Annotated in this window: 21 protein-coding genes; 4 read left to right on the plus strand and 17 right to left on the minus strand. The window is 28.9% G+C overall.

The window, feature by feature from the left end; genetic code table 11:
- The first annotated feature begins 591 nt into the window (after window positions 1-591).
- The 3 genes from bsh to Q0W06_RS08815 all read left to right on the plus strand — a co-directional run bounded on the left by bsh (window position 592) and on the right by Q0W06_RS08815 (window position 4,344).
- Window positions 592-1,581 (plus strand): choloylglycine hydrolase, encoded by a 990-nt coding sequence (bsh, locus tag Q0W06_RS08805; protein WP_297633996.1) that lies wholly within the window; start codon window positions 592-594, stop codon window positions 1,579-1,581.
- A gap of 91 nt (window positions 1,582-1,672) precedes the next feature.
- A complete protein-coding gene (locus Q0W06_RS08810; RefSeq protein WP_297633999.1) occupies window positions 1,673-2,959 on the plus strand; it encodes a conjugated bile salt MFS transporter in 1,287 nt (428 codons plus the stop codon).
- Window positions 2,960-3,039: 80 nt separating this feature from the next.
- Window positions 3,040-4,344 carry a conjugated bile salt MFS transporter gene (locus tag Q0W06_RS08815; RefSeq protein ID WP_297634002.1) on the plus strand — a complete coding sequence of 435 codons (1,305 nt, stop codon included), beginning with the start codon at window positions 3,040-3,042 and terminating at the stop codon, window positions 4,342-4,344.
- A gap of 51 nt (window positions 4,345-4,395) precedes the next feature.
- Here the strand turns inward: Q0W06_RS08815 and Q0W06_RS08820 are convergent, their stop codons facing one another.
- From Q0W06_RS08820 to selD, 8 genes are all read right to left on the minus strand, one after another.
- A complete protein-coding gene (locus Q0W06_RS08820; protein ID WP_297634005.1) occupies window positions 4,396-4,617 on the minus strand; it encodes a hypothetical protein in 222 nt (73 codons plus the stop codon).
- A gap of 120 nt (window positions 4,618-4,737) precedes the next feature.
- Entirely contained in the window at window positions 4,738-4,938 is a 201-nt protein-coding gene (locus Q0W06_RS08825) for a hypothetical protein (protein ID WP_297634008.1), read from the minus strand.
- A gap of 141 nt (window positions 4,939-5,079) precedes the next feature.
- A complete protein-coding gene (locus tag Q0W06_RS08830) occupies window positions 5,080-12,924 on the minus strand; it encodes a hypothetical protein (RefSeq protein ID WP_297634011.1) in 7,845 nt (2,614 codons plus the stop codon).
- Between the two features lie 361 nt (window positions 12,925-13,285).
- Window positions 13,286-14,140: a DegV family protein gene (locus Q0W06_RS08835; RefSeq protein WP_297634014.1), complete on the minus strand. Its 855-nt coding sequence runs from the start codon at window positions 14,138-14,140 to the stop codon at window positions 13,286-13,288.
- A 157-nt stretch (window positions 14,141-14,297) separates the two neighbouring features.
- Window positions 14,298-15,662, minus strand: coding sequence for a 23S rRNA (uracil(1939)-C(5))-methyltransferase RlmD (gene rlmD, locus Q0W06_RS08840; RefSeq protein ID WP_297634017.1), 1,365 nt, complete (start codon window positions 15,660-15,662; stop codon window positions 14,298-14,300).
- 20 nt (window positions 15,663-15,682) lie between these two features.
- Window positions 15,683-16,111 (minus strand): RDD family protein, encoded by a 429-nt coding sequence (locus Q0W06_RS08845; RefSeq protein WP_297634020.1) that lies wholly within the window; start codon window positions 16,109-16,111, stop codon window positions 15,683-15,685.
- A gap of 28 nt (window positions 16,112-16,139) precedes the next feature.
- Window positions 16,140-16,841 carry a hypothetical protein gene (locus tag Q0W06_RS08850; RefSeq protein WP_297634023.1) on the minus strand — a complete coding sequence of 234 codons (702 nt, stop codon included), beginning with the start codon at window positions 16,839-16,841 and terminating at the stop codon, window positions 16,140-16,142.
- A 188-nt stretch (window positions 16,842-17,029) separates the two neighbouring features.
- Entirely contained in the window at window positions 17,030-18,055 is a 1,026-nt protein-coding gene (gene selD, locus Q0W06_RS08855; RefSeq protein ID WP_297634025.1) for a selenide, water dikinase SelD, read from the minus strand.
- Between the two features lie 167 nt (window positions 18,056-18,222).
- On the opposite strand from selD, the gene Q0W06_RS08860 reads away from it, so the two are divergent.
- On the plus strand, window positions 18,223-19,524 hold the full coding sequence (locus Q0W06_RS08860; protein ID WP_297634028.1) for a D-alanyl-D-alanine carboxypeptidase family protein: 1,302 nt from the start codon (window positions 18,223-18,225) through the stop codon (window positions 19,522-19,524).
- 47 nt (window positions 19,525-19,571) lie between these two features.
- Here the strand turns inward: Q0W06_RS08860 and Q0W06_RS08865 are convergent, their stop codons facing one another.
- The 9 genes from Q0W06_RS08865 to rplU all read right to left on the minus strand — a co-directional run bounded on the left by Q0W06_RS08865 (window position 19,572) and on the right by rplU (window position 26,099).
- Window positions 19,572-20,483, minus strand: a complete 912-nt coding sequence (locus Q0W06_RS08865) for an RluA family pseudouridine synthase (RefSeq protein ID WP_297634031.1) — start codon at window positions 20,481-20,483, stop codon at window positions 19,572-19,574.
- Window positions 20,484-20,499: 16 nt separating this feature from the next.
- Window positions 20,500-22,098 carry an LCP family protein gene (locus Q0W06_RS08870; RefSeq protein ID WP_297634034.1) on the minus strand — a complete coding sequence of 533 codons (1,599 nt, stop codon included), beginning with the start codon at window positions 22,096-22,098 and terminating at the stop codon, window positions 20,500-20,502.
- 30 nt (window positions 22,099-22,128) lie between these two features.
- The gene (gene yqeK / locus Q0W06_RS08875; protein ID WP_297634121.1) at window positions 22,129-22,704 is read right to left on the minus strand and encodes a bis(5'-nucleosyl)-tetraphosphatase (symmetrical) YqeK; all 576 of its coding nucleotides are present in this window, start codon (window positions 22,702-22,704) and stop codon (window positions 22,129-22,131) included.
- A 12-nt stretch (window positions 22,705-22,716) separates the two neighbouring features.
- Window positions 22,717-23,313, minus strand: a complete 597-nt coding sequence (gene nadD / locus Q0W06_RS08880) for a nicotinate-nucleotide adenylyltransferase (protein WP_297634037.1) — start codon at window positions 23,311-23,313, stop codon at window positions 22,717-22,719.
- Window position 23,314: 1 nt separating this feature from the next.
- Window positions 23,315-23,611 (minus strand): ribosome assembly RNA-binding protein YhbY, encoded by a 297-nt coding sequence (yhbY, locus tag Q0W06_RS08885; RefSeq protein WP_297634040.1) that lies wholly within the window; start codon window positions 23,609-23,611, stop codon window positions 23,315-23,317.
- An 11-nt stretch (window positions 23,612-23,622) separates the two neighbouring features.
- Window positions 23,623-24,909, minus strand: coding sequence for a GTPase ObgE (gene obgE / locus Q0W06_RS08890; RefSeq protein ID WP_297634043.1), 1,287 nt, complete (start codon window positions 24,907-24,909; stop codon window positions 23,623-23,625).
- Window positions 24,910-25,100: 191 nt separating this feature from the next.
- Window positions 25,101-25,397, minus strand: a complete 297-nt coding sequence (gene rpmA, locus Q0W06_RS08895; protein ID WP_297634046.1) for a 50S ribosomal protein L27 — start codon at window positions 25,395-25,397, stop codon at window positions 25,101-25,103.
- Window positions 25,398-25,399: 2 nt separating this feature from the next.
- Window positions 25,400-25,786 (minus strand): ribosomal-processing cysteine protease Prp, encoded by a 387-nt coding sequence (locus tag Q0W06_RS08900; protein WP_297634049.1) that lies wholly within the window; start codon window positions 25,784-25,786, stop codon window positions 25,400-25,402.
- A gap of 4 nt (window positions 25,787-25,790) precedes the next feature.
- On the minus strand, window positions 25,791-26,099 hold the full coding sequence (gene rplU, locus Q0W06_RS08905) for a 50S ribosomal protein L21 (RefSeq protein ID WP_297634052.1): 309 nt from the start codon (window positions 26,097-26,099) through the stop codon (window positions 25,791-25,793).
- Window positions 26,100-26,191 lie beyond the last annotated feature (92 nt).

Raw genomic sequence — 26,191 nt, forward strand, 5'->3', positions numbered from 1 at the left:
CCAAATCTATTTTATAGTAAAAAAGAAAGAGTGTCGACTTTGTCGACACTCTGAGCTGTTCATTTATAGTGAACAGCTTCTTTTTAGCTTACTCATTAAAGCATTTTATAATTTTCTAATAATTACAAATTCCATTTTCAGGATATATTGGCAACAATATATTTTTTATCTAAATGCTGTAATAAATAAACTACATCTTGTTTTCCAATACTAACACAGCTGCAGTTCCGCCACCTACAGTATAAGAATGTAGGTAGCACTTCCCCATCCCTGATATGGATTAACTGTATTTTAATTTTGTATTAATTTACATCAATATAACTAAACTTTAATCCGACTATCTTTTCTATCCATTTAGAATAAGTTAATACTGACTTATAAATCATTATTAACATCATAATAAGTCATTATAGACTTGCTTATATTCTAAAACAATGCATTTTCGACTTATTTCATCTTTTTTCTTATCTAGAAATTTATAAAACCTCACTAAACTCCCCATTTTAATTTTTGGCATAACTCTTGCTTTAATATTAAGCATAAAAATAAATTATATTTCTATATAAATTTAATGATAAGGACGTGATTAATATGTGTACAGCATTAACATTAAAAACTAAAGAAGGTAATCATTTATTTGGACGAAATATGGATATTGAATATACTTTCGGTCAATCTGTTGGTATTATTCCAAGAAATTTTGAATATGAAGATAGAACTAATGGATGTACAGGTCATACTAAATATGCAGTTATAGGAATGATGACTGTTATGGAAAATCATCCAATGTTAGCAGATGGAATGAATGAGAAAGGCTTAGCAGTAGCTGGATTAAACTTTCCTGGATTTGCTTATTATGAGCCTAAAAAAAGAGATGATAAAATAAACGTTTCAGTTTATGATTTTATGTTTTGGGTAGTTTCTCATTTTGCAAATGTATCTGAGGTAAAAGAACAAATTAAAAATATTAATATTATGGATACGCCTTTCAATGCAGATACTCCAATCCCAACTCTTCACTGGATGGTTACTGATAAAACAGGTGAAAGTATTGTAATTGAAAAAACTAAAGATGGTTTAAAAGTATTTGATAATACTGTTGGTGTACTAACTAATTCTCCAACCTTTGATTGGCATTTAACTAATTTAAGACAATATTTAGGTATATATGCAGATCAATCTACTAATGCTCAATGGAGTCATCAAGAATTAAATCCACTCGGACAAGGTGTTGGTGCAATTGGCTTACCTGGTGATTTTACTCCAGCTTCTAGATTTGTAAGAGTTGCTTTTTTAAGACATTTTGCTTTAGCAAATGATAGTACATTAATGGATGTTAATGAATTTTTCCATATTTTAAATAATGTTGCTATGGTAAGAGGCTCAGTAAGAACCCCTCAAAATATGAGTGACATAACAATTTATACGTCAAGTATGAACTTAGAAGAAGGAATCTATTATTATAATACTTATGACAATAACAGTATCAATGCCATAAATATGAATAACGTAGATTTAAATAGTTCTGAATTAATTTTATTTCCTTATGAAGATAAATTAAAAATTAATTATCAAAATTAATATTTCTATTTAAACTTTAAAATAAATAGGTTCTTTATTTAAATATACTAAGTTAAATAAGGAACCTCATTAAAAGAAAGGTGTGATTTTAATGGGATCAGTGTCTACTACACATACAAGCAATAGTAAAAGAAAAATTTTCATGATTTTTATCGCAATGATTATTCAAGCAATACCTTTTGGTGTTGCTCAAAATATACAACCTCTATTTATTCCTTATGTTGTTAAACATTTTTCATTTTCATTAGCAGCTTTCTCTCTTATATTTACTTTTGGAGCTTTAGCATCCTCTGTTTGTTCTCCATTTTTGGGTAAGTTATTTGGGAAAGTGAATTTAAAGATATTATTTATAATTGGTACAGTTTTATCTAGTTTAGGATTCTTAGGAATGGGACTTGCCACAAACTTACCTGAGTTCTATATCTTATCTGCTATAATGCAAGTTGGATGCGTATTATTCTCAGGATTAGGTATTCCATTCTTAATTGGTAGTTGGTTTCCTACAACTGGTAGAGGTAAAGCTTTAGGAATTGCCTTTGCTGGTGGATCAATAGGTAATGTATTTTTACAACCAATCGTTTCAAACATTTTAGGTAGCCATGGTGAATCTTTTTCATACATTCTTTTTGGAATAATTTCTCTTATTTTTAGTTTAGTTATTGTTCTACTATTTGTAAGAATTCCTAAACAAGGAGAAATCGAAGAAGTTACTAGTGAAAAAACTCAAGAAAATTCTACTACTTCTAAAGCAGTAGTTTATGAAGGTCCTGGTGCTGCTGCTACAAGAAAAGAAAAATATTTTTGGTTATTTGCTACTGGATATGCCTTTATTGGTATTGCTATTTCAGCATGTAGTACTCAATATGCTTCATACTTTAGAATGCAATTGCATTTAGATGCTCATTTAATAGGAATTTTAGGATCGGTATTTGCTTTATTCTGCTTAATTGGAAATGTAGGTGGTGGAGCTTTATTTGATAAAATAGGTAGTTTTAAAGCTATGATACTTGCTTTCATATTCCAAGGATTATCTATTATCGGAATGTTACTTGCTGGAAGTTCTCATGGTTTTGCATTTCTATTCTCTATTTGTTATGGATTATGTGTATTCTCATATATGTCAGGACCTGCATTCCTTTCTACAGATGTATTTGGTAGAAAAGATGCCAGTGTTAACTTAGGAACTATGAGTTTACTATTTGCTATAGGATTTGCTTTAGGTTCAGTAATCTTTGGTGCTTTTGCTCAATCAATAGGATTTAAAGTTGCATGGATTGCTATGATTGTATTCTTAGTAGTCGGATATGGTCTTCTATTAACATCAATTAGTGTTATGAAACGTAGACAAAAAGCAGAGCTTAGTAAAGTAACTGCATAAAATGGTTAAAGAGCTAGCTTTATCTAACAATTAGATAATCTAGCTTTTTTCTTTAAATCTAAACTAAAGGAGATGAGTACATGAAATCATCCCAAATAAATCTAGAAAATTCAAAAGGAAAATATTTAAATATAAAGATTATAATTGGATGTATGTTAATACAGGCTATCCCTTTCAGTATTGCCTCTAATATACAACCACAATTTATTAGTTATGTAACAAAAGGCTGTAATTTTTCATTGACTGGCTTCTCTCTTATATTTACAATTGGAACTCTTGTATCAGCCCTATCTTCTCCTTTCGTTGGAAATTTATATACAAAGGTTCACCCAAAAATATTGTTTATTGCAGGATGTCTATTATCCGGAATTGGCTTCTTATCTTTTGGGTTTGCAAGAACTTTAATGGAATTCTATATTATTTCTGCCATTGTTCAAATTGGAACATTAACCTTTTCTGCTATAGGAATTCCAACTATTATCAACACATATTTTAACGAAAAAACTAAAGGTAGTGCTCTAAGCCTAGCTTTTGCTGGTGGTTCTATCGGAAATATCGTTTTGCAAGAGGTTGTCGTATATTTATTAACAATGAAAGGATTTAGATTAACCTATGTAGTTTTTGGATTGATATCTACAATTACTAGTGTATTATTCACATTAATTTTTTTAGATTTTAAAAAATTAGATAAGAAAAATCTTATTAGTGAACAAAGAAGTATTAATCCAAATGTAGAACATAAAACAACTATGGAAAAAATTCCTGCTAGAGAAATGTTTAAAAGCAAAACTTTTATATTTTTCTCAATAGGCTTTATATTTATGGGGCTTGCTATGGCTGCATTATCAATCCAATATCCCAATTATTTAAGACATTTAATGAAAACAGTTACTAGCTATAAAGATGTATCTCTCACCTTTTTAGGTAATATTGGTGCACTATTTGCTATATTTTCTTTAATAGGAAATTTAGTTGGTGGTATTCTTTTCGATAAAATTGGTACAACTAAAACTTTGATAATTGCATTTATTTTAACTGCTTTATCTAATATTGCATTAATTTTATCAATTTTTTCTCCAATCTTTGCTTATATCTTTGCTATAACAAAAGGACTTTCTGTCTATTCATACATGATGGGTCCTTCTTATCTATCAAGCTATTTTTTTAAAGGAAAAAACTTTTCTAAGATATTAAGCTTAATAAACTTTATGTTCGCTATTGGTTTTTCAATTGGATCTACATTATTTGCTATAGTTTCTAGCAATTTAGGCTTTGTAACTAGTTGGATACTGATTTTAGTATTTGTTACTATTTCTTTTATACTTTTACTTTTCGCAAATTCAAGTTGCAAACAAAATCACATAATTTTAAACCCAACTATTTAATATGAAAAAGGCCAAGCTTTTATATGCTTGGCTTTTACTACTATTAAATTCTTAATGTGTATGTTTATGTTCCTTACATCCACAATGACATACTTCTTTTACATGACTATGTTCTTCACATCCACAGTTGCACTCTTCATGAGTGTGAGTATGTTCATGATTATGTGCATGTTCAGCACATCCGCAATGACATACCACCTCTTCATGTTTATGTTCTTCACACCCACATTTACATTCTTCATGTATATGTGGATACTTTTTTAAATCTTTCATAATATTTCTCCCCTCATAAATAATATTTATTCTACCTCGCTTTTTTCTTCTTTTATATATATTCTCTTTTATTGTATTATATGACTTAGTTTATTTTTTAAATACCTAACTTTTCAATATTTAATTACTCTTCATTATTATTAAATATTGAATCTCCTCATATTTTTTTATTTCTTCATTTAGTTTATTTATTAAATTTTCTTTTCTCTTTATTTTTAGTTCATTTTTTATAGTTCTTATATTTTCTTCTAGTTCTTCTCTCACTCTTTTTAATTCCTCTATCCCCTTAAATTTTTCTGTCTCTTGATTTTTTTTCTCCAAAACTCTCCCTCCTACTTTAAACTTACTCTTTTCTTTATTATACTATTTTAATTACATATTTTGGAATAAATTATCATTTTAATATAGAAAAAGGAGCGAAATATTTCTATCCCACTCCTTTTTTCACTTATTTAATTTTTCTTAAAATAAAGATGTTATATAGTTCCAAATTGAACCCCAAATTGAGTTTGATTTGTTTTCTAACCCCTTCATTCCATTCTCTATATTTTCATTTGCTTTATTTACTTCTTGCTTTGTAGAGTTAGTATTAGCTATAACCTTTTCTCCACTCACTATATCTCCATTTAAATTTTCAACACTTTTCGATGTATATTTAGATGAATCTTTTAATTTATTTTGTGCATTAGTTACTGTATTAACTAATGTATTTAGTTCTGGTCTCTTTTTAATTATACTTAATGCATAATTAATTAAATTAGTTGCTTCTATAGTTTGCTCTTCTGGATAATTATTTTCTATAATATAATTTCCTACCTCAAGTCTTTGTTGTAATAATTTTATGCTTTCTGCAGTATATGTTTCTGTTTCTTTTGGATTTGAAAGTATATTAACTACACTATTTAATGCACTTGTAAATTTAACTATATAAGGTTTAGTTGCTGATGCTCCATTATTTTTAACAACTTCTAGCTTAGTTATAGCATTTTCAATAGCATTAGTTGCATCTTTTACTTGTACTAATGTTACTAAATTATTACTCATTATCTTATTTCCTACCGCAATTGCATTTTTTAAGTTTTCTTTACTAGCTGCAGTATAATCTACTTTTGATATCAGCTTAGCATTTCCATCTTTAATTGCATTACCTAAAGGTTCTACGTTACTCTTTAATGCACTTAATCTCACTTTAATATTATTTATTGCCGTAGTAATTTGCACCTCTGTTACATTCGAACCAATTAATAACTTACTTCCTTCATTCATTGCATTTTTTAATAGGTTTAATGAAACTTCTGTATATCCAAAACATCCATTTTTACTTCCATTATTTATAGTATTTTGTGCATTTTGAATTTCTGTTTTTAATATAGATTCATCTTGTGTTACAGGATTTTTAATTAATTCATTCATAGTATTAGTTAATAATTCTGTTATCTCTTGTACTTGTTCTGTTGTTGAGTTACTATTATTGTTTATAGATTCTGCTATATTAAGCATTCTTTGTAAAGTAGCATTACTTTCTGCTGTATACTCCTTACTGCTTAGCTTTTCTTTCCCTTCATTTATTGCATTTATTAATGCTTGTTTTATAGTATTTTCTGTATTATTAGTTCTTGATTTAGTTGTGGAATTACTCACATTTGATCCTGTTGTAGCTGGTTTTGATACTGTCTTCTTTACTTCATTTGATGAATTCACAGTTAATCCTCTAGTTGTAATATATAGAGTTTCTGTTGTAGCTACTCCTTGTTTTAATGCTATATTTCCTTTTTGTTCATTTGCTAAAACTACATTATTTGCACTAATTAAAGATGAATTTAAATAATCTATAACAATTTTATCTCCATACGAGTATTTAGCTCCATTAAATACATTTGCAATATCTTGACTTGCATTATAATTGCACTCATTAAGTGTAATTTCCTTTATTACTTTACCTTCACTATTTTCTAGTTTTAATGAAAAAGCTTCTGCTGTTCCATATGGATTTGTTGCATTTCCACCTTGTGCTACTGTAATAGTGTTGTTTTGAGGATTAAATCCTATATCTGCAATATTACAATTCCAAACATTATTTATAATAATAGATGAATTTCCTAATTCATTATCTCCTAAATAAAGACCATTTCCTTGCATTTGAGTTAATAAATAAGAAGCTACTGAACTTTGACTTTGTGGTAAATTTGCATTTACTTCATTATTCAATGTACTAGTTATTGTATTAACATAATTATTAAAATCTTCTTGTGTTCCTTTTGTCATGTATATGTCTTTTAATTGAAGCAATAAATCATACATTGGCATTGGATAATCATTAAAAGTCTTAATTATACTATTTACCAAACCATTATATTGAGTAATTGTGGTATTTGAATTGCTCTTTTCTAAATTAACTAAATCAATCCATGCTCCAAGATTTAACGAATTTACTTTTATTGCTTTTTGTAAATCTTGCACCTTAGATTCATATGATGTTTGAGTTGTTGCTAAATATTTATACATATTAGATTCAGCTAAAGTTCCATTATCTGCAGCTTGATATAATAAATTATATGATGCAACATTATTTCCTGGTGCTATTGAACTTGACCAAGTACTCATATCTGCATCATAAGTTGTAGACCATCCATCGACAGCATTTCCAATTTCCCATTGGTTAATCTGCGAATCATACCATATAAATGCATTGTGTCCTGTTTGTGGTGTTTGAGTTGCTGGAATCCCAAATACTTTTTCTACAGCTCCTCCCATCATACCTGTTGCTCCACAAACTCCTCCTACATACCATACACTATAAATATTAGGATTTGGTCCATAAAAGTTATTTCCAAATACACTTGCTCCTGTATATGGATTTCTTGTATTGTAATTTATTGTATATGCTCCATTATGAAGTGTTCCTTCTCCAATAAGTCCATTATGATTTTGAAGAAGTACATTTCTCATATCTATAATTTGATTATTTGCTATATCTATATTAGTGATAAAACATAAATGACTTACATCTAAAGTACTAAACTCTGGTAACATTCCACCCTCTTTATTTAAAGTTTGGAATATATTATATCTTTGAACTGGACTACCAACTGGTGTTCCTGCTGGATATGCCCTTATCGGTTGTCCATTTGTAAGTGCTACTGCAATAGCTAATTTTAAATTAAATCCATAATGAGAATTTGTATATGTGTTCCAAATATTTGACCATACTTTTATACAATCTATATATGTTGCATTTGGTTGATCTTCTGGCTCATATGTGGCATTTGGATTTGGTCCTCCTAAGAATTCTTCCATAGCCGTAGTATTATTTAAAACCCAATTTAAAAATGCTGCATTTTGACTATTTTCTCCATAGAAATCCTCTAGATTTTGAAGCCCAACTTTATTAATAAATTCCGATGCTATAACACTATTTTTTGCATCTGAATTTACATTAAAGTTTACATTTTGACTATTTATCTTTTGAATATTTTCATTTAAGGTATTTGCATATGTTCCTATTTCCTTTTGATTCGTTAAAGTTACATATTGCTTTCCTTTTAAATTAATCATTAATTCATTTGAAGAATTTCCTGATAATACATATTCACCAAAACTTGGAGTACTAGAATTTATAGTTATTGGTACTAGCTTTCCATCTGCTTGTATTTCAATTTTATATTTATTCCCCTCTTCAATCTTTTGTAAAGCTTCTTTACTTAAATCTCCTCGAACAACTTGCCCATCTTTTGAAGAAGTCATCTTCTCTGATGCAATTGCTCCATTATTTGAGTTAACTAATACAATATTTTTATTAGCATCTAAGAATTCTTTTGAATTACCTTGTCCTAAATTTGCTGTAATTTGAAGATTTCCATTATTCCAAGTAACATTTGTTGTACTTGCTTTTTCTCCAAAATTTACTCTAACTAATCCGCTTGGTGTTATTTCAAAATATTCTTTATTACCATTTATATTTCCAATAATATTAGTTCCATTTAATACAACCGGTTTATATGTTGCTGAATTAAATGATAATCCTATAATATCTCCATACTCATATTTTTTACCATTTAAAGCCTCTGAAATTGAATTAATTGAACCATTATTAAACTCTCTATTATATATTTCTTGTCCATTTGAATTATATAAAGATAAATTAAATAATGAGCTTTGTCCATTTCCTAAACTATTTGTATAATTATGAACTGTAAAAGTTTGGTTTTCTATATTAAATCCAATCTTACTTGCAATATTACTCATTTCAAAAGTATATCCATTTATATAGCAATTAATAGAACTATTTTGTAATCTTACACTACTTGAATAAGAAGGATTAATATTTGATTGTAAATATCCATTAGCAGAAACGTTAATATTTGTATTTAATGTAAAGCCATTTTCATCGGAAATCTTTATGCTATATTCTCCATTTGAGTTTGTCTTTCCTGTAAAGTCCTTTCCATTTATATTAACTGTAACATCTTCATCTTTTCCTGCTTTTCCTGTTAATGTAGCTTCTGTAATTTTACTTCCATTTATTATTTCTAATGGATTTATAGTTACAAATTTCTCTGTTAAATTGACTAATCCTTTATTAGTTATTTCAAAGTATTCAGTTGCTCCACTAGTATTTCCTATCTCTTTGCCATCTTGCATAACATCTGTTTGAACATAATTTTTATCATATTGAACTTTTAAAATATCACCTGGAGTAAATTTCAAATTATTTAATTCATTCGCAAAAGATTGTATCTCTCCTGGATTGCTTGATGTAACACTTTTTATTACTTGACCATCTTTTGATAAAAGACTTATATTCATTTTATTTCCATAGAATACACCTGCATATATTTTATAATATTGATTTACATTAGCTTCAATTTCATTATTAATATAATTAAATTGTAATCCTATAACAGGGAAATTCGCATTATTTATTATTTGGATACTATTTGATGTATTATATTTTTTACTATCATAAGTTACCAAAGTACTTTGTATATTATCTTTATTTACATATGCTTCTACTTGTGTACCAAGCTGTGCATCTGCTATTGGTAATTGTAATGTAAATTCTCCTTTTGCATTAGATTTTACATCTTTACTCATATTTAAACTACTACCATAATATAGACTTACATTTGTATTAGGTGTAGTGTTTCCTGTAATATTTATCTCTGAATTTCCTACATATTCTGCTAAAACATTTGTTAAATTTTCATTTGCTACTGGCACTAATCCTTGTGGCTCTATAGTATATGATTGAAATTTTCCTACTGCATTTATATCAGTTGTTGTTGAATTCTTTGATTGATTACTACGTAATTCAACTGATCCATCTGATAAATAAGATTCTTCTGGTTCATATACAGTAATTATATCTCCATATTTAAAAGTAGATCCATTCAAATCATTTTTAGAATTAAATACACTAAAATTACTATTTCCAATACTTGATATAACTTGACCGTTATCTGGATTTATCAGTTCTCCTAAAAATGAATTTCCGTATTCATTAATAGTCATAGTAGTTGGATTAAATGATATATTTTGAGCTGTTCCTAATGCGTTATTTGGAAGATCTATATTTTCTTGTCCAATTTCTAAATTGGCAGGAGCTGTTGGTGTAATAGTTATTGGTATACATCCTTTAGTTGATACTTCTATTTTTACATTTCCATTAAATACATTTTTATCTACTAAATTTAAGCTAAAATCTCCCTTTGAATTAGTTGTAGTTTTAAACTTTTCTCCATTTACTAAAATATTAACTTCTTGGTTTGGTAATGTCTTTCCTGTAAGCGTTCCTTCAGTAGGGTTTGTTCCATTTAATACATCAAATGGATTTACAGTTAAATTTTCTTTAAAAGGCATCAACCCACCTTCTGTTATTTCAAAGTATGAAATTCCATTATCATCATTTGATATAGTAGTTTTCCCATTATTTATAGATATTTTTCCTTGACTACTATCATGTGAAATTGCTATTACATCTCCATAATTAAATGATTTTCCATTTAAAATGTTATTCAATGCTGATGTATTATCATTTCCTTTAAAGCTTCCTTGATTTATTGCTTTTTCTTTTTTTAGATTATATACAGATATATTTAAAAAATTATTACCATTACTCCCCAAATAGTTATTATATTGTGATACACTCATTTTCATAGTAACTGGATTAAATCCAATTTTTCCTGCTGGTGTTCCCCATGCATTTATAATTTGAATATTTGAAGATTGAAGTAATACTTTACTATTTTCTGTTGGATTTACTTCAGTTATTCCTACATTCTTTGCATAAATAAATATATTTGTTTCTTCTGTAAAAGGTTTTGTTCCTGAGATTTTGATACTATATTCTCCACTTGCATTCGATGTGCCTGTGAATATTTTCCCATCTACTTGTGCTACAACTTGGGTATTCGGTTTTGTCTTCCCTGTTACGTTAGTTGTGTCTAAATCAGGATTTCCATTACCTAATATATCTAATGGATTTACCTGAAGCGATTTATTTGTATTCTTAACAAACCCTTTTTCTGTTATTTCAAAAGATGAAGTCCCACTATTATCATTTGATATAGTTGTCGCGCCATTATTTATAGCTACCTGACCTTGATTTGCATCATGAGAAATAGATACTATATCTCCATAACTAAAAGTTTTACCATTTAAAAGATTATTTAATGCTGACGTATTATCATTTCCATTAAAGCTACCACTATAAACAATTTCTCCATTAGCTGGATTATATACTGTTATATTTAAAAATTCATTACCAGTACGTCCTAAATACGCATTGTATTGTGATACTTCCATTTTCATTGTAAATGGATTAAAGCTAATCTCTCCTGCTGGTGTTCCCCATCCATTTGTAATTTGAATATTTGAAGATTGAATCTCCACTCCATTACTTTGTACTGGGGTTATAGTAGTCATTCCTAGCCCCTTTGAAAAAACTAGTATATTAGTTTTTTCTGTAAATGGTGTTGAACTTGAAATACTAACACTATAATTTCCATTCTCATTTGATATCCCTGTAAATGCTTTTCCATCAACTACTACTGTAACTTCTGTATTAGGATTTGCCTTTCCTGTAACCTCTGTTTTAGATAAATTCGGATTCCCCTCTCCTAATATTGCTAAAGGATTTACTTGTATTGCCTTTACCCCATTTTGAACTAACCCTTGTTCTGTTATTTCAAAATAAGCTATTCCATTATTATCATTAGATACAACACTATTTCCATTATTTATAGATACTTGTCCTTGACTTCCATCATGTGAAATAGCTACTACATCACCATAATTAAAACTTTTACCATTCAAAAGGTTACTTAATGCTGAAGTATTATCATTTCCATTAAGATTACCGCTATATGCAATTTCTCCAGTAGTTGGATTATACACTGTTATATTTAAAAAATTGCTGCCATTATGCCCTAAGTATGCATTATATTCTGATACTTCCATCTTCATTGTAAGAGGATTAAATCCAATATTACCTGCTGGCGTTCCCCATCCATTTATAATTTGAATATTTGATTTATTTAAAGATACATTATTACTTAATACTGGACTAATATTTTTATTCATCATTCCAATTTCTGATGGTACTTCTAAGCTAACTTTAGTATTTGAATTAAAACCATTATTGTCAGTTACATTTAAACTAAAATTTCCTTCTGCATTTGTCATTCCAGTAAATGTTTGTCCATTTATTGATGCTGTAACTTGCGAATTAGCTTTCCCTGTTCCAGAGATACTTCCCTCTGTAACTTTATCTCCAGTTAAAATTGCAAAAGGATTAACTTTAATATTTGGAGTATATTTTTCCAATCCATTTTGAGTTATTTTATAGTAAACCATTTCATTCTTTTGAATAGTTCCTTTATTTTCTATATTAGGAGCATTAGTCCCCTCTTCAAAATCGATTCCAATTACATCTCCATAATTAAATGATTTAGAATTTAATAAATCTGCTAAGTTAGTACTACTACCATCTTCTACTGCTTGATTTATTTCAACTTTATTTTCCTTAGAATTATATAAAAATAGTTGCATATATGTGTTGTTTCCATTACCTAGATCTCCACTTTCTCTAGTAGCTTCCATTTTCATAGTTGCTGTATTAAACTCTAATTTAACCGAATTACCTCCCCAAATGTTATAAAAGTCGATATCATTACTTTCTAAAGGGCTTGCTTGAACTGTTTTTGTATTTAGCTGATCTGCATATGAAATTACAGTACTACTTATAGGTGCAAAATAATTTCCTGCTACGGAAATAGCGATTATTAAGGCCAATTTCTTTTTCTTCATCTTCTTACTTCTCCTTCGTTTGGTAAAATTATTATTTAATTATCGTACAATATATAATAATAGTTTGATTATCAAACAAAATCCACTGAATTGAATTTAATTAAATAAATGTTAATTTATTTTACTTTTTATTAAATTTGTTCACCTTAAATTTTCCTCTCAAAGCCCACTATTGCTTACATCCAAGCATCACTATATATAGAAATAACAAATTTTAATATATCGTAAAACTCTATTTTAATTACAAATAAATCCCAATTTATATTCCATTACTATTCATTTAAACTTTATTATTCTAGCTAATAATAAAAAGAGATAACTAAAAGCTATCTCTTCTATTTCATTTAATATTTTCCATTTTTTATTTTAAATGTTTATAATAAGCAATTCCTATACTTCCTGGTCCAACATGTAATCCAACAACCGGTCCTATAGATTGAATTTTTATTTTTCTATTTAATCTTTCTTCTAATACTTTAGCTAATTTCAATCCCTCTTCTTCACAATTTATATGATGTACAATAATATCTCCTAAGCCTCCATTTTCTATATCAGATAATGTTTCTTCTACTATTTCATCTATAGCTTTCTTTCTAGTTCTAACCTTTTTAAATATAGATGTTTCACCATCAATAATTGTTAAAATAGGCTTTACCTTAAGCATATTACCAAATAGAGTTGCTGCTGTACCTATTCTTCCACCTTTTTTTAAATACTCTAAAGTTTCTGGAGTAAATAAAAATCTACTACTTTTAATAACTTTTTTAGCATCATCTATTACTTCATCTATTGATTTTCCTTCCATTGCACTACGTGCTGCCTGTACAGCTATAAATCCTAATTGCATACAATTAGTTTCAGAATCTAATATAACTATTTCTGCATCTGGATATTCTTCTAGCACCATGTTTTTAGCCATATTAGCAGTAGAATATGTTCCGCTCATCTTTGATGATATAAATACACCTACAACGGAATCACCTTTTTCAACTATATTTTTAAATATATCTACCATTTCCTGCGGCATAGGCTGAGATGACTTTGGAAGCTCACTGCTCTCATTCATTTCTTCATAAAAATACCTATTATCTATTTCAACCTCTCGTCTACTAATTCCATTCATAATAACATTTAAAGAAGCTACCTCTATATCGTATTTCTCAATATACTCCTTTGATATATATGATGTACTATCCGTAACTATTTTAATCCCCATCTTTATTTCCCCCTTCAACATAGCACTACTATTTTTCCCAATTTGTACCATTTAAATTATTTTAGCATATTTCTCTTCATATAGAAATGATTTTTAATTTATATTTATTTAATCTTCAAACAAAAACAGAATCAAGCTTTTACTTGATTCTGTTTACTTATTTAGACATTTTCACTACAGTTTCCGCATGTGGTGTGTTAGGGAACATATCCTTAACTCTTGTCTTTTCTATTTTATATCCTGCTGCTTCTAAAACTTTTAGATCTGTTACTAGTGTTTTAGGGTTACATGATACATATATTATTTCTTTTGCATTGAATTTTATTACGTAATCCATTGCTTTTGGATGTACTCCACTTCTTGGTGGATCTAGGATTATTATATCTGGTTTATCTGTAACTGTTTTTATTGTTTCCGCTACGTCTCCAGCTATAAATGTACAGTTTTCTAGTCCATTCAATTTAGCATTTTCTTTTGCTGCTTCCACAGCTTCTGCTATAAGCTCTATTCCAACTACTTTCTCAGCTTTTGGAGCTACTATTTGACCTATTGTTCCTGTTCCACAGTAAAGGTCAAATACTACCTTATTTTCTGAATCTCCAATATATTCTCTTACTATACTATAAAGACTTTCTGCCCCTTTAGTATTTGTTTGGAAGAATGAGAATGGTGATATCTTAAATTTTAATCCTAAAAGTTCTTCCATTATATAATCTCTTCCATATAGAAGATTTAATTTATCACATATTACTGCATCAGAGAATGAATCATTTTCTGTGTGTAATACTGATACTAATGTTCCTTTAAAGTCTAATGCTTTTATAACTTCACACCATGGATTTAAATCAAAGTCTTCTTGTGTTGTTGTTATAAGATTAACTAAGATTTCTCCTGTATTTTCTGCTTTTCTTATCATTAGATGTCTTAAGAACCCTGTTCTTTTCATTACTCTATAATAATCTAAGTTTTTATCTTTAAAATAATTTACTGTTGCAGTTATTATTTTTCTAAAATCTTCATCTATTATTTTACATTGGTCTACAGTTATAATTCCAAAGCTTTTACCCTTCATGTGCATTCCCACACAAAGTTCTCCGCCTTTTTCCATATCTCCAAATGTGAATTCCATTTTGTTTCTATATTCCCATTGCTTTATGCTTCCTGCAACTCCTTCATATTCTCCTGTAGTTACTTCTGCATTTTTGAAAAGTTCTAAAACTTCATCACTTAAAAGTTCTATTTGTTTTTCATAAGTTAAGTTTTGTGATGAACATCCACCACAATCTTCAAAGTGAGGACATTTTGCTTCTATTTCATATGGTGCTTTTTCTAAAACTTCCATTAATTTAAGCTCTCTATATCCTTCTCTTCTTTTCTTAACTCTTCCCTTTATCTCTTGTCCTGGGAAACAGTTTTTTACGTATATTTTTTTATCTTCATAATGTGAAACACCTACTGATGGAAACTCAGTTTTCTCTATTTTCACAATCATTTCTGGTTGTTTTCCTCTTCTTCTGCCCATAAAAAGCTCCTATCTTAAAATTAAAGTATTCCTAATATTCTTTTTCCAATTGATCTACCTTTATTTTTTTCAAATACAGGTAAGTATAGTATGTTTAATACTACATATGCTATAAGAAGCATTGGTACTGGGAATGCAATATAATATCCAAATAGTTTTATTATAAGTGCAAATAAAACTACTACTATTGCTGATAATCCAAATAATATCGCTTGATCTAAAATACTTGCAAATATTCTTTTTCCTATAGATGGATTTTCATCTAGTTTATTTATATCTTCCTTTTTTTCTTTTACTTCTTCTGGCTCATCTATTATCTTTGTTGCTTCTTCTACCTTTTCTACTTTAGCAATAGAATCTTCTGTTCCCATTTCTACTGTTTTAGTTTCATTATTTTCTTTCACTTCATTTTCTACTAATTCTTCATTTACATTCTCTTTTTTACTCATTTATTTACTCCTTTTTAGAAATAAATAGCTATATACCAGATTCTTCTTTTACAAATTTATATTCTTTTGTTTCTAGAGTATAGACTATATATTCTTTACTTATAGCTATCTCTTCATGAAGCCCATAAACTTCATCTTCTACAACACTTTCTGGTTTATCGCTCTTTATTACTTCCATTATTTTTTCATTAATATTTGAATAATCCCTATTCTCATCCCCTGTTATTGTAGCTATATATTTAGCTAATGATGTATCTCCTAAATTGAAGTTTTCATCCTGAATTGCTTTTTCTCCATCAAACTTTAATGACATCTTTAATTTAAATCTGCCACCCTCTTGTGATTTTCCTAGAAATTCAGTTGAAAATTGCATACTTTCAAGTTTATTTTCTTCTGGATCTAAATTGTCAGCAGAAATAGATTTTATATTTGCTACTATACCATCTATCTCTTTAACTTTTTCATCCTCTTTACATTGTAACCCAAAATCACTACTTAATGCCTGAATTTTATCTGAAAGTTTATTTCCTTCTTCTTTAAAAGACTCATATGTAAATTCCTTTGATGCCCACTCGCCTGTTAATCCGTTAGTTTTTTCATTTTCTCCAACTTCTCTAGTATTCTCTATAGTTATGCTTCCCGTTTCTTTTCCATCCTTTGCTCCACAAGCTACTAATGTCCCCATTAAAGTAGTTACCATAATTAATCCAAGTATTGTTTTTTTTCTCATAAATTTATCCCCCTTAAAATATATCTATAAAATCCTATAAATGAATAATTTGTTAATATATTTACGCATATTATATCATTCTATGTCATATTTTTAAAGGTTTGCTAACTTATTATATCCCATAATCTCCCCATAAAAATGTAATTTTCCTTAAAATTTAAAAGGCTGCCTTAAAGACAGCACTAATTTTATTTTACTATAATATTATATTTTTCTTTTTTTATAGCTCGACCTATAACCCAAGCCTCTATATTTTTTTCTCTAAACTCTTTTAGAATTTTATTACCTTCTTCTTCATTACACGTAACTAAAAGTCCACCTGATGTTTGTGGATCAAATAATATATCTTCAAGAGATGGCTCTACATTTTCTAAAACATATTTATCTTTTATATAATTTTTATTTTGATATGCTCCAACTGGTATGATTCCCATATTAGCATATTCTTTTGCTGCATTTATATATGGAATGCTTTCTTTATATAACTCATATGAAGTCTCTGAACCATCTGCCATTTCATTTAAATGTCCCATAAGTCCAAATCCTGTTATATCAGTACATGCAGTTAATTCATATTTTCTAACTATTTCACCAGCATATTTATTTAAAAGTACCATCCATTTTACAGCTTCATCTATACTTTCTTCAGATGCTACTTCACCTTTTGCCGCTGTATTAATTATCCCTGTCCCTAAAGGTTTAGTAATTATTAATATATCTCCTTCTTTAGAACCACAGTTTTTAAGTATTTTACTTGGATGAACAGTTCCTGATACTGAAAGTCCATATTTAGGTTCATCATCTTGAACAGAGTGACCTCCTATAACAACAGCTCCAGCTTCTAAAACTTTATCAGCTCCACCTCTTAATATTTCTCCTAAAATCTTTCTATCAAGACAGTTTGGAAAACATACTATATTTAATGCAACTTTTGGATCTCCTCCCATTGCATAAACGTCACTTAAAGAGTTTGCTGCAGCTATTTGTCCAAATAAATAAGGATCATCTACTACAGGAGTAAAAAAGTCTAAAGTTTGTATAAGTGCAATATCTTCACTTAACTTATATACTGCACCATCATCTGATGTATCTATTCCTACAAGTAAATTTTCATCAATCATCTTTGGAATACTTTTTAATATATCTGAAAGAGCCCCCGGCTCTATTTTAGCTGCTCAACCAGCTGTTTTTGCGTAATTAGTCAATTTTATCATTTTACGTCACCAGCCCTTTTCTATTTAATTTAATCTCTATTGTACATTATATCCTATAATTATCAAACTTTATGCTATCATTATCACTTATTATTTAATTAATTATAGAAATTTTGTAACTTTTCTGTTAAAATATTGTCATAAACTATGATTTTTGAGGAGATTTTATGAGAAAATTTAATTTTTTTTACAAATTCCTTTGTCTTTTAGGAATTTTTTTAGGGTTAAACATACTAAATTCAGACATTACTACATATGCACAAACTATTAAACCACCATCAGTTTCAGCAGATTCAGCTATAGTAATCGATGCGGATACAGGACAAGTTATCTACTCAAAAAATGGAGATAAAAAGCAGTTTCCAGCTTCTACAACTAAAGTTATGACTGCTCTTTTAGTATTGGAAAATACTAATTTACATGATGAGGTTACAGTAGGTAAAAAGCCACCATATGCTGAAGGTAGTTCTATTGGATTAAAAGAAGGGGAAATTTTCACTGTAGAAGATCTTCTAACAGGACTTATGCTTGAGTCAGGTAATGATTGTGCTTTAGCTTTAGCTGAGCATATTGCAGGAAGTGAAGAAGAATTTGCGAAGCTTATGAATAAAAGAGCTATTGAAATTGGTTGTAAAAATACAAATTTTCTTAATGCTAGCGGATTACCAAATTCTCAGCATATAACTACAGCTTATGATTTATCTCTTATGCTAAAAGAAGCAATACAATACGATGATTTTATTAGAATAGCTACTTTACCTACAAAGAAATTAGCTGCTAGTAATCTAGATGGATATGAAAGATATGCTAATAATCATAATCATCTTATAAATAAGGATTCAAAACTTTACTACAAGTATGCTTTAGCTGGAAAAACTGGTTATACAGATACAGCAAGACATACTTATACTGTTTCTGCAAAAAAAGATGGCAGAACTTTAGTTGCATCTTTTATTAAAGCAGAAGATAAAAATAAAAATTTTAAAGAAGTTGCTAGCCTTTTAGATTTTGCTTTTAATACAAGTGAGAATGTTACTTTATTCTCTAAAGATTATATTGTTGAAGAACTTAAGCTAACTAAAAATAATACTCTTCCTTTAATTTTAGAAGATGATTTTATATATACTAAAACCGCTTCTGATATGCCTGAACCTAAAATCAACTTTGATTTACCAAATAATTTAAAATCAAAATCTTTAAAGAAGAATGATTTAGTTGCTAAAGGAACTGTTGTTATAGATGGTTTAGAAGTTGGTCAAGTAAACATTCTTAGTGGTAAGGATAGAACCTTTAATGCAAGTATCGCTTTAAAAGAATTTTTTATCAATCAACCTGCTAAGGCTTTAATCATATTAGGTAGTTTATTATTTGGTCTATTCTTAATATGGAGAATTGTATTATCTAAAAAAGATAAATTTGATAGGAAGAGAAAATGGAGAAAGCTAACTAAGAATGTTCGAAAAAATTAAATATATTATTAAAGTGTGGCTCCTTTTTTCAAAGTAGCCACACTTTTTTATTTTAATTTATCTATAAGCTCTATTATATCTTCTGGAAGTTCTGCTTTTAATTCTAGCATTTTCTTGTCTTTAGGCTCTTCAAAACTTAAACTATAAGCATGCAATGCTTGCCTTTCGATTAAATCTTTTTCATCATCACCATATCCATAAAGAAAGTCTCCAAAGATAGAATGACCTAAATGAGCCATATGAACTCTTATTTGATGAGTTCTTCCAGTTTCTAAAGTACATTCAACTAAGTCTGCATCTTTTAATCTTTCTACAACCTTATAATGAGTTACACTTCTTTGACCTTTTTCATCAATAACTCTTTTTATTTCATAACCTTCTTTATCTTCTTTTGGAACTCTATATATAGGAGCATCTACTGTACCACTTTCATTTTCTAAATGTCCATGTACTACAGCTAAATACTTTTTAGTAACTTCATCTCTTTGCATAGAATTTGAAAGTGCCATATGTGCAAATTGATTTTTAGCCACTATCACAAGACCAGATGTATTCATATCTAACCTATTAGCAAGTCTTACTATGCAATCTTGACCTGTTATCTTAAAATGATTCATAACACCATTAGCTAATGTTCCTGATTGATAACTTTTAGTTGGATGTACAACCATAAATGGCTTTTTATTTAAAACTAAAAGATTTCCATCTTCATATACAACTTCTATATCAATTTCTTCTGGAGCTATATCTTGAGTTTCTTTCCTATCTAATACAACCTTTATATTATCATCCTTTTTTATTTTAAAGTTCATCTTTACAGGTTTTTCATTTACAAGGATTCTTTTTTCTAAAGCTGATTTTCTTATAAGTCTTGAAGAAAGCTCCATTTCTTCTTTTAAAAACTCTCTTATCTTATATCCATCATATTTTTCATCCACATTTTTTTCTAAGGTGTTCATTTTTTCCTCCTAATCTTTAACCGGCTGAATCTAAACCTAATACTACAACTAAATCATACTTTGAGTTTTCATCTCCATCTTTCATAACCTTATACTCATCTATTCCTATAAGGTCTTTTTCTACGATTTTTTTTATATCCTTTGATTTAACTAAAGCATAAGTATTTTTTGAAACATTATTCTCTATAGTTCCAACATCTATTTTTTTAAAGCCTTCTCTATCTAAAGTTGTTTTATATCTTGCTGCAAGTCCCGAAACCTCCGTACTATTTAATATCTTAACCGATATTTCACCTTTTGATTCAGGTCCTTTATTTTCAGTTGTTCCATTTTTTAATTCTGCTAATAAATCTTTATTTTTTTCTTTCTCAAAAATAAAATATGATTGTCCGCCAATATCTTTTGGAACTCCTTTTATTGTTGTCATATTTACATTGTTAGATTTTACAAATATCATTTTTAAAGCATATTTAATTAATGTGCTTCCCTCCATATTTGTACTAACATTCTTTTCGATTGCTTTCAATATAGATGGTAATCTTAATACTATTGCAGGGCTTGTACACTTATCTACTACAGCTTGTAAAAACTCATGTTGATTTTCTATTCTATCTAAGTCTCCCATAGCAAGTCCTGTTCCATCATTATTTTTTCTCCATCTAAAGAATTCTTCTGCTTTTTTACCATCTAAGTGTTCTGTAGTGCCTTTTTTAAACTTAATTCTTAAGTTTTGACTCTTATCAGTATAATCCATGTCATGTTTGATTTTAACTGTAACTCCACCTATTGCATCAATAATATCTCTAAATGCTTTATAATCAATCTTTGCTAAATAATTTATATTTATTCCTAAAATATTTTCAACTTGCTTTGTAATTTCTTTTTCTCCACCAATAGGATAAGCTGCGTTTATCTTCCAGCTTCGCCCGTTAATATCGATTTTTGTATCCCTTGGAATTGAAACAAGATTTATTTTCTTTGTTTTAGGATTAAAATTTAAAACCATTATAGTATCTGTTCTCTTAGATGAATTATCATTTGGATTTTCAACACTACCAACATCCATTCCGAGTAATAGTATATTTACGGTTTCATCTGCCGCTACAGGCTTAGCTGCCATCATATTTTCATCTGTTATCTTAGAGAGCATACTAAATGCACTAATTGCATTAAAACCTATAAACATTATTAGTATTAATCCTATTATCCCTAATATTTTTTTCAATCCAACTCTACTATTCTTAAATTTCTTTTTCTTATTTTTTGAATTTCTTTTAGATTTCTTTTCTTTTTTCTTCCGTTCACTTCTTCTAATCTTAGAACTTTTCCCATTATTACTTCGTTTTTTTGCATCTGATGAATAGCTTTCTCCTTCTGAGTAATCTTCATCTAAAAGTTGCTCGTCATCTTCTTCATATAGACTTCTTTCTCTTAGCAGTTCTTCATTTATACTATCATCGTCTACTCTTCTTCTTGGATCATTTGCTCCTATTCTAGGAGCATTCCTTCGTATCTTCTTATTTCTTTCTTGTATTCTTCTCTGCATTATTATTTGTTCTTCACGAGAAAGCCTACGTTTTGGCTTTCTTCCCCTATTATCGTCGTCCCTTACCATTTCTCACCTCATAAAAATTACTTAAAAATTCTAGGCCTTACTTATTTCACATAATAAATAATTTCTAGCCTTTACTGTATTTTCATCTATCATTCCATTTTTAGATAATAAAAATGCAATTGTATGATTCATTCCCATTAATACACCCTTATCTAATCCCTTTAATACTTCTTCCCTAATTTCATTTACTCCATCAAATGTTCTTGATGGTTCTATCATATCTGCTATATATATAATTTTTTCTAAAGTAGTCATATTTTCTTTCCCTGTTGTGTGCCATCTTATAGCACCTAATATTTCTTCATCATTTATATTAAACTTTTCTTTAGCTTGGATAGGTCCCACTATACTATGCCAAAGTTCTGGTGTTTCTTTCTCACTTAATGTTAATTTTATATCATTCTTTTTCATTATTTTTAGCATATCCTCTTTTGATATATTTTTACTTATATCATGCAAAAGAGCTGCAAGTTCTGCTCTGGCCACATCTACATTATTTATACTTGCCAGTTTCTTCGAAGTAGAAACTACTCCTAAAGTATGCATAAATCTATTTTCCCTAAGGTTTTCCTTTAGATAATCATATATAACTTCTATACTCATAATGATACCCCCTTATTATTTATAAAGCTTTTCTCTTTTTATTATGTCTAAAACTCCATTTGGTAAGAAAAACTTAACATTTCTATTTTCTTTTATTCTTTTCCTTATATCTGTTGATGATATGTCTAAATCCTTTAAATTTAAAAATATTATCTTAGTCTCATATTTTTCTTCAATATATTTTTTCTGTTCTTTTAAATCTTCAAAAGTAAATCCTGGTCTTTTAAATACAACTAAATTGGCGTTATTAAAAATTTCTTTTATATTTTCCCACTCTTCTAAGTCCATAAGACAATCTGCCCCTGTTATAAAAAATAACTCTACATCCTTTTCTTTAAAAGCCTGTAGAGTTTTATAAGTAAAACTTGGTTCATCTCGCTTAATTTCATAGTCTGAAGCAATGAATCCATCTAATCCTTTTATTCCTTCACATACCATCTCATACCTTAGAAACCCTTCACTAACTTCTTTTAAAGCTTTATGTGGAGGGTTCCCATTTGGCATAAATATGACCTTATCTAGCCCTAATGAATATTTAGCTTCATCTGCTATATAAAGATGTGCAAAGTGAATAGGATCAAAGGTTCCACCTATAATCCCATATTTTTTCATTTTATTTGTTTGGTATTTCTATCTTAGGCTTTTTAAGTGATTTCTTATAAATTACTATTTTACTACCAATTGCTTGTATTCCTTCAGCTCTAACTTCTCTACAGATAAGATCTGAAGCTTCTCTAGTTACTAATCCACTATTTTCTAAAACTTTTATTTTTATAAGTTCTCTAGCTTCTAATGCCTCAGCAACTTGCTTTAAAAAGTTTTCCTCTATTCCATTTTTACCAATTTGAAATATTGGATCTACTCCATGAGCTAATTTTCTTAAGTATGCTCTTTCTTTTCCTGTTAACATTAATGTTCCTCCTATAATAAGTACTCGAATTCGAAGTCGTTAAGATTTACCATATCTCCATCTTTTATTCCTAATTCTCTTAATTCACTGAATATACCTTTGTTATTAAGAACTTTATGGAAGTATCTTAATGAATCTGCATCATGTACATTAACAGCACTTAAAAGTCTGTCTACGAAGCTTCCTTCAACAAAGTAAGTGTCGAATTCTTCACCTTTTTCAACTCTAATTTCATATGTGAATCTTTTTTCTTCTGGGATATACATTTCATCTTCTGAAATATCAAGTCCTGTTATAGGAATATCTTTAAGCATTGTAGCTGCTTCTTTTATTACAGCATCAACATTATCTCTAGTTGCTGCTGACATTTTGAATACCTTGTCATATCCAAGTTCGTTAACTTTCTTTTTAAACTCGTTAAATACTTCTTCATCATAAACAAGATCTGCTTTATTAGCTACAACTATTTGTGGTCTATCATATAGCTTAACTGCATATTTTTTTAATTCTTCATTGATTTTTAGGAAATCTTCAAAAGGTTCTCTTCCTTCTAATCCTGATAAATCAACTACATGTATTAAAAGTCTAGTTCTTTCAATGTGTCTTAAGAATTCTAATCCAAGACCAACACCTTCACTAGCTCCTTCAATAATCCCTGGAATATCTGCCATTACAAATGGTTCGATTCCTTCTGTTGCTACTACCCCTAAGTTTGGTTTAATAGTTGTAAAATGATAGTTTGCTATCTTTGGCTTAGCTTTTGTAGTCATTGATAAGAATGTTGACTTACCTACGTTCGGGAATCCTAAAAGTCCAACATCTGCTAAAAGTTTTAATTCTAAAACTACATTTAACTCTTCTCCTGGCATTCCTGGTTCAGCAAAATGTGGTGCCTGTCTTGTTGGTGTACAGAACTTAACATTTCCTTTTCCACCTTTTCCACCTTTAAGTAAAGTAAATTCATCATTTTTATCTGAAAGATCACAAATTATCTTATTACTTTCTGCTTCTCTTACTATAGTTCCCATTGGTACTATAATAGTAAGATCTTTTCCATCTCTTCCGTAACATTTTGATTCTCCACCATTTTGTCCTGGATCTGCTACGAATTTTTTCTTATATTTAAAATCCATAAGAGTAGTAACTCCAGTGTCAACTTTTAATATAACGCTTCCACCTTTACCACCATCTCCTCCATCTGGTCCTCCAAGAGGTACGTATTTCTCTCTTCTAAAAGAAACCGCTCCATCTCCACCTTTACCAGATTTTACGAATACTTTGGCTTTATCTATAAACATATACTCACCTTTCCTTATGTAAAATCTTTATATTTTTATTATTCCTTATCTTCTAATATTAAAACAATAAATTAAGTATTTTTCTTCATTATAACAATAATATTAGTTTTTAGATACCAATAAGCCTTTAATTTATTTTTTATATTTAAAAAGCACCCAAAATTCGGGTGCTTTCTATATAAAAAATTAAATTATTCAGCTATTTCTACTGCAACTGGATAAACAGAAGCTTTCTTCTTGTCTTTTCCAACTCTTTCGAATTTAACTACTCCATCAATTTTAGCGAATAGAGTATCATCCTTACCTCTTCCAACATTGTTTCCAGGGTGGATTTTAGTTCCTCTTTGTCTTACGATGATGTTTCCAGCAAGTACGAATTCACCGTCAGCTGATTTAACACCTAATCTTTTTGATTCAGAGTCTCTACCGTTCTTTGAGCTACCTACCCCTTTTTTGTGGGCAAATAATTGAAGGTTCATTATTAACATATCTACACCTCCTCTGTTTTAATATTTATATATTCTCTACGTTTATTTGTTCCTATTGTCCCATCTAAACCCATAATTACACTATCTAAGCTAAGCTTAAAAGTTTTAAGTAAAACTTGTGCTTTTTCTAATTCTTCTTGCGAAAAATCTCTTAGGTCTAAACTAAGGTATCCATCTCCAATCTCATAAGTACAGTTAAGTCCTAAAACATTATCTAAACCTATGATTACACTTTGTGATAAAACTGAAACTGAGTTACAGATCATATCAAAAGCTTCACCTACTAGAAGTTCGTTACTGTTAAAGTCTCTTCCTTCTGGCATTGCATGACTGTCAATAGTAAAACCTATTAAATTTTCGTTATTAGAATAAATCTTTCCGCTAATCATTTGACTATGCTTCGATCTTTTCTATAACTATTTTAGTGTAAGGTTGTCTGTGACCAGCTTTTCTTCTATAATCCTTTTTAGGTTTATATTTGAAAACAGTAACTTTTTTAGCTTTACCTTGAGATAAAACTTTAGCAACAACTTTAGCACCTTCAACTACTGGAGTTCCAACTTTTAAAGTTTCTCCACCAACAGCTAAAACTTCTGTTAATTCAACAGTTGAATCAACTTCTACTTCTAATTTTTCAATGAATAATACATCGCCTTCTTGAACTCTGTATTGTTTTCCACCTGTTTTTACTACTGCGTACATTCTAAAACACCTCCTCATAACGGTCTCGCCACTGTGGGTACAAAGTAAACTTTGTTTAATAAAACCCATTCATGAGCGGTTTACTAAATCAT

This window comes from uncultured Clostridium sp. (assembly GCF_947072515.1).
Lineage (GTDB): Bacteria > Bacillota > Clostridia > Clostridiales > Clostridiaceae > Clostridium.

What these genes read in the sequence shown, in the direction of transcription:
- bsh (WP_297633996.1), top strand. Translation starts at nt 592, where the DNA reads ATGTGTACAGCATTAACATTAAAAACTAAAGAAGGTAATCATTTATTT.
- Q0W06_RS08810 (WP_297633999.1), top strand. Translation starts at nt 1,673, where the DNA reads ATGGGATCAGTGTCTACTACACATACAAGCAATAGTAAAAGAAAAATT.
- Q0W06_RS08815 (WP_297634002.1), top strand. Translation starts at nt 3,040, where the DNA reads ATGAAATCATCCCAAATAAATCTAGAAAATTCAAAAGGAAAATATTTA.
- Q0W06_RS08820 (WP_297634005.1), bottom strand. Translation starts at nt 4,617, where the DNA reads ATGAAAGATTTAAAAAAGTATCCACATATACATGAAGAATGTAAATGT.
- Q0W06_RS08830 (WP_297634011.1), bottom strand. Translation starts at nt 12,924, where the DNA reads ATGAAGAAAAAGAAATTGGCCTTAATAATCGCTATTTCCGTAGCAGGA.
- Q0W06_RS08835 (WP_297634014.1), bottom strand. Translation starts at nt 14,140, where the DNA reads ATGGGGATTAAAATAGTTACGGATAGTACATCATATATATCAAAGGAG.
- rlmD (WP_297634017.1), bottom strand. Translation starts at nt 15,662, where the DNA reads ATGGGCAGAAGAAGAGGAAAACAACCAGAAATGATTGTGAAAATAGAG.
- Q0W06_RS08845 (WP_297634020.1), bottom strand. Translation starts at nt 16,111, where the DNA reads ATGAGTAAAAAAGAGAATGTAAATGAAGAATTAGTAGAAAATGAAGTG.
- Q0W06_RS08850 (WP_297634023.1), bottom strand. Translation starts at nt 16,841, where the DNA reads ATGAGAAAAAAAACAATACTTGGATTAATTATGGTAACTACTTTAATG.
- Q0W06_RS08860 (WP_297634028.1), top strand. Translation starts at nt 18,223, where the DNA reads ATGAGAAAATTTAATTTTTTTTACAAATTCCTTTGTCTTTTAGGAATT.
- Q0W06_RS08865 (WP_297634031.1), bottom strand. Translation starts at nt 20,483, where the DNA reads ATGAACACCTTAGAAAAAAATGTGGATGAAAAATATGATGGATATAAG.
- Q0W06_RS08870 (WP_297634034.1), bottom strand. Translation starts at nt 22,098, where the DNA reads ATGGTAAGGGACGACGATAATAGGGGAAGAAAGCCAAAACGTAGGCTT.
- nadD (WP_297634037.1), bottom strand. Translation starts at nt 23,313, where the DNA reads ATGAAAAAATATGGGATTATAGGTGGAACCTTTGATCCTATTCACTTT.
- yhbY (WP_297634040.1), bottom strand. Translation starts at nt 23,611, where the DNA reads ATGTTAACAGGAAAAGAAAGAGCATACTTAAGAAAATTAGCTCATGGA.
- obgE (WP_297634043.1), bottom strand. Translation starts at nt 24,909, where the DNA reads ATGTTTATAGATAAAGCCAAAGTATTCGTAAAATCTGGTAAAGGTGGA.
- rpmA (WP_297634046.1), bottom strand. Translation starts at nt 25,397, where the DNA reads ATGTTAATAATGAACCTTCAATTATTTGCCCACAAAAAAGGGGTAGGT.
- Q0W06_RS08900 (WP_297634049.1), bottom strand. Translation starts at nt 25,786, where the DNA reads ATGATTAGCGGAAAGATTTATTCTAATAACGAAAATTTAATAGGTTTT.
- rplU (WP_297634052.1), bottom strand. Translation starts at nt 26,099, where the DNA reads ATGTACGCAGTAGTAAAAACAGGTGGAAAACAATACAGAGTTCAAGAA.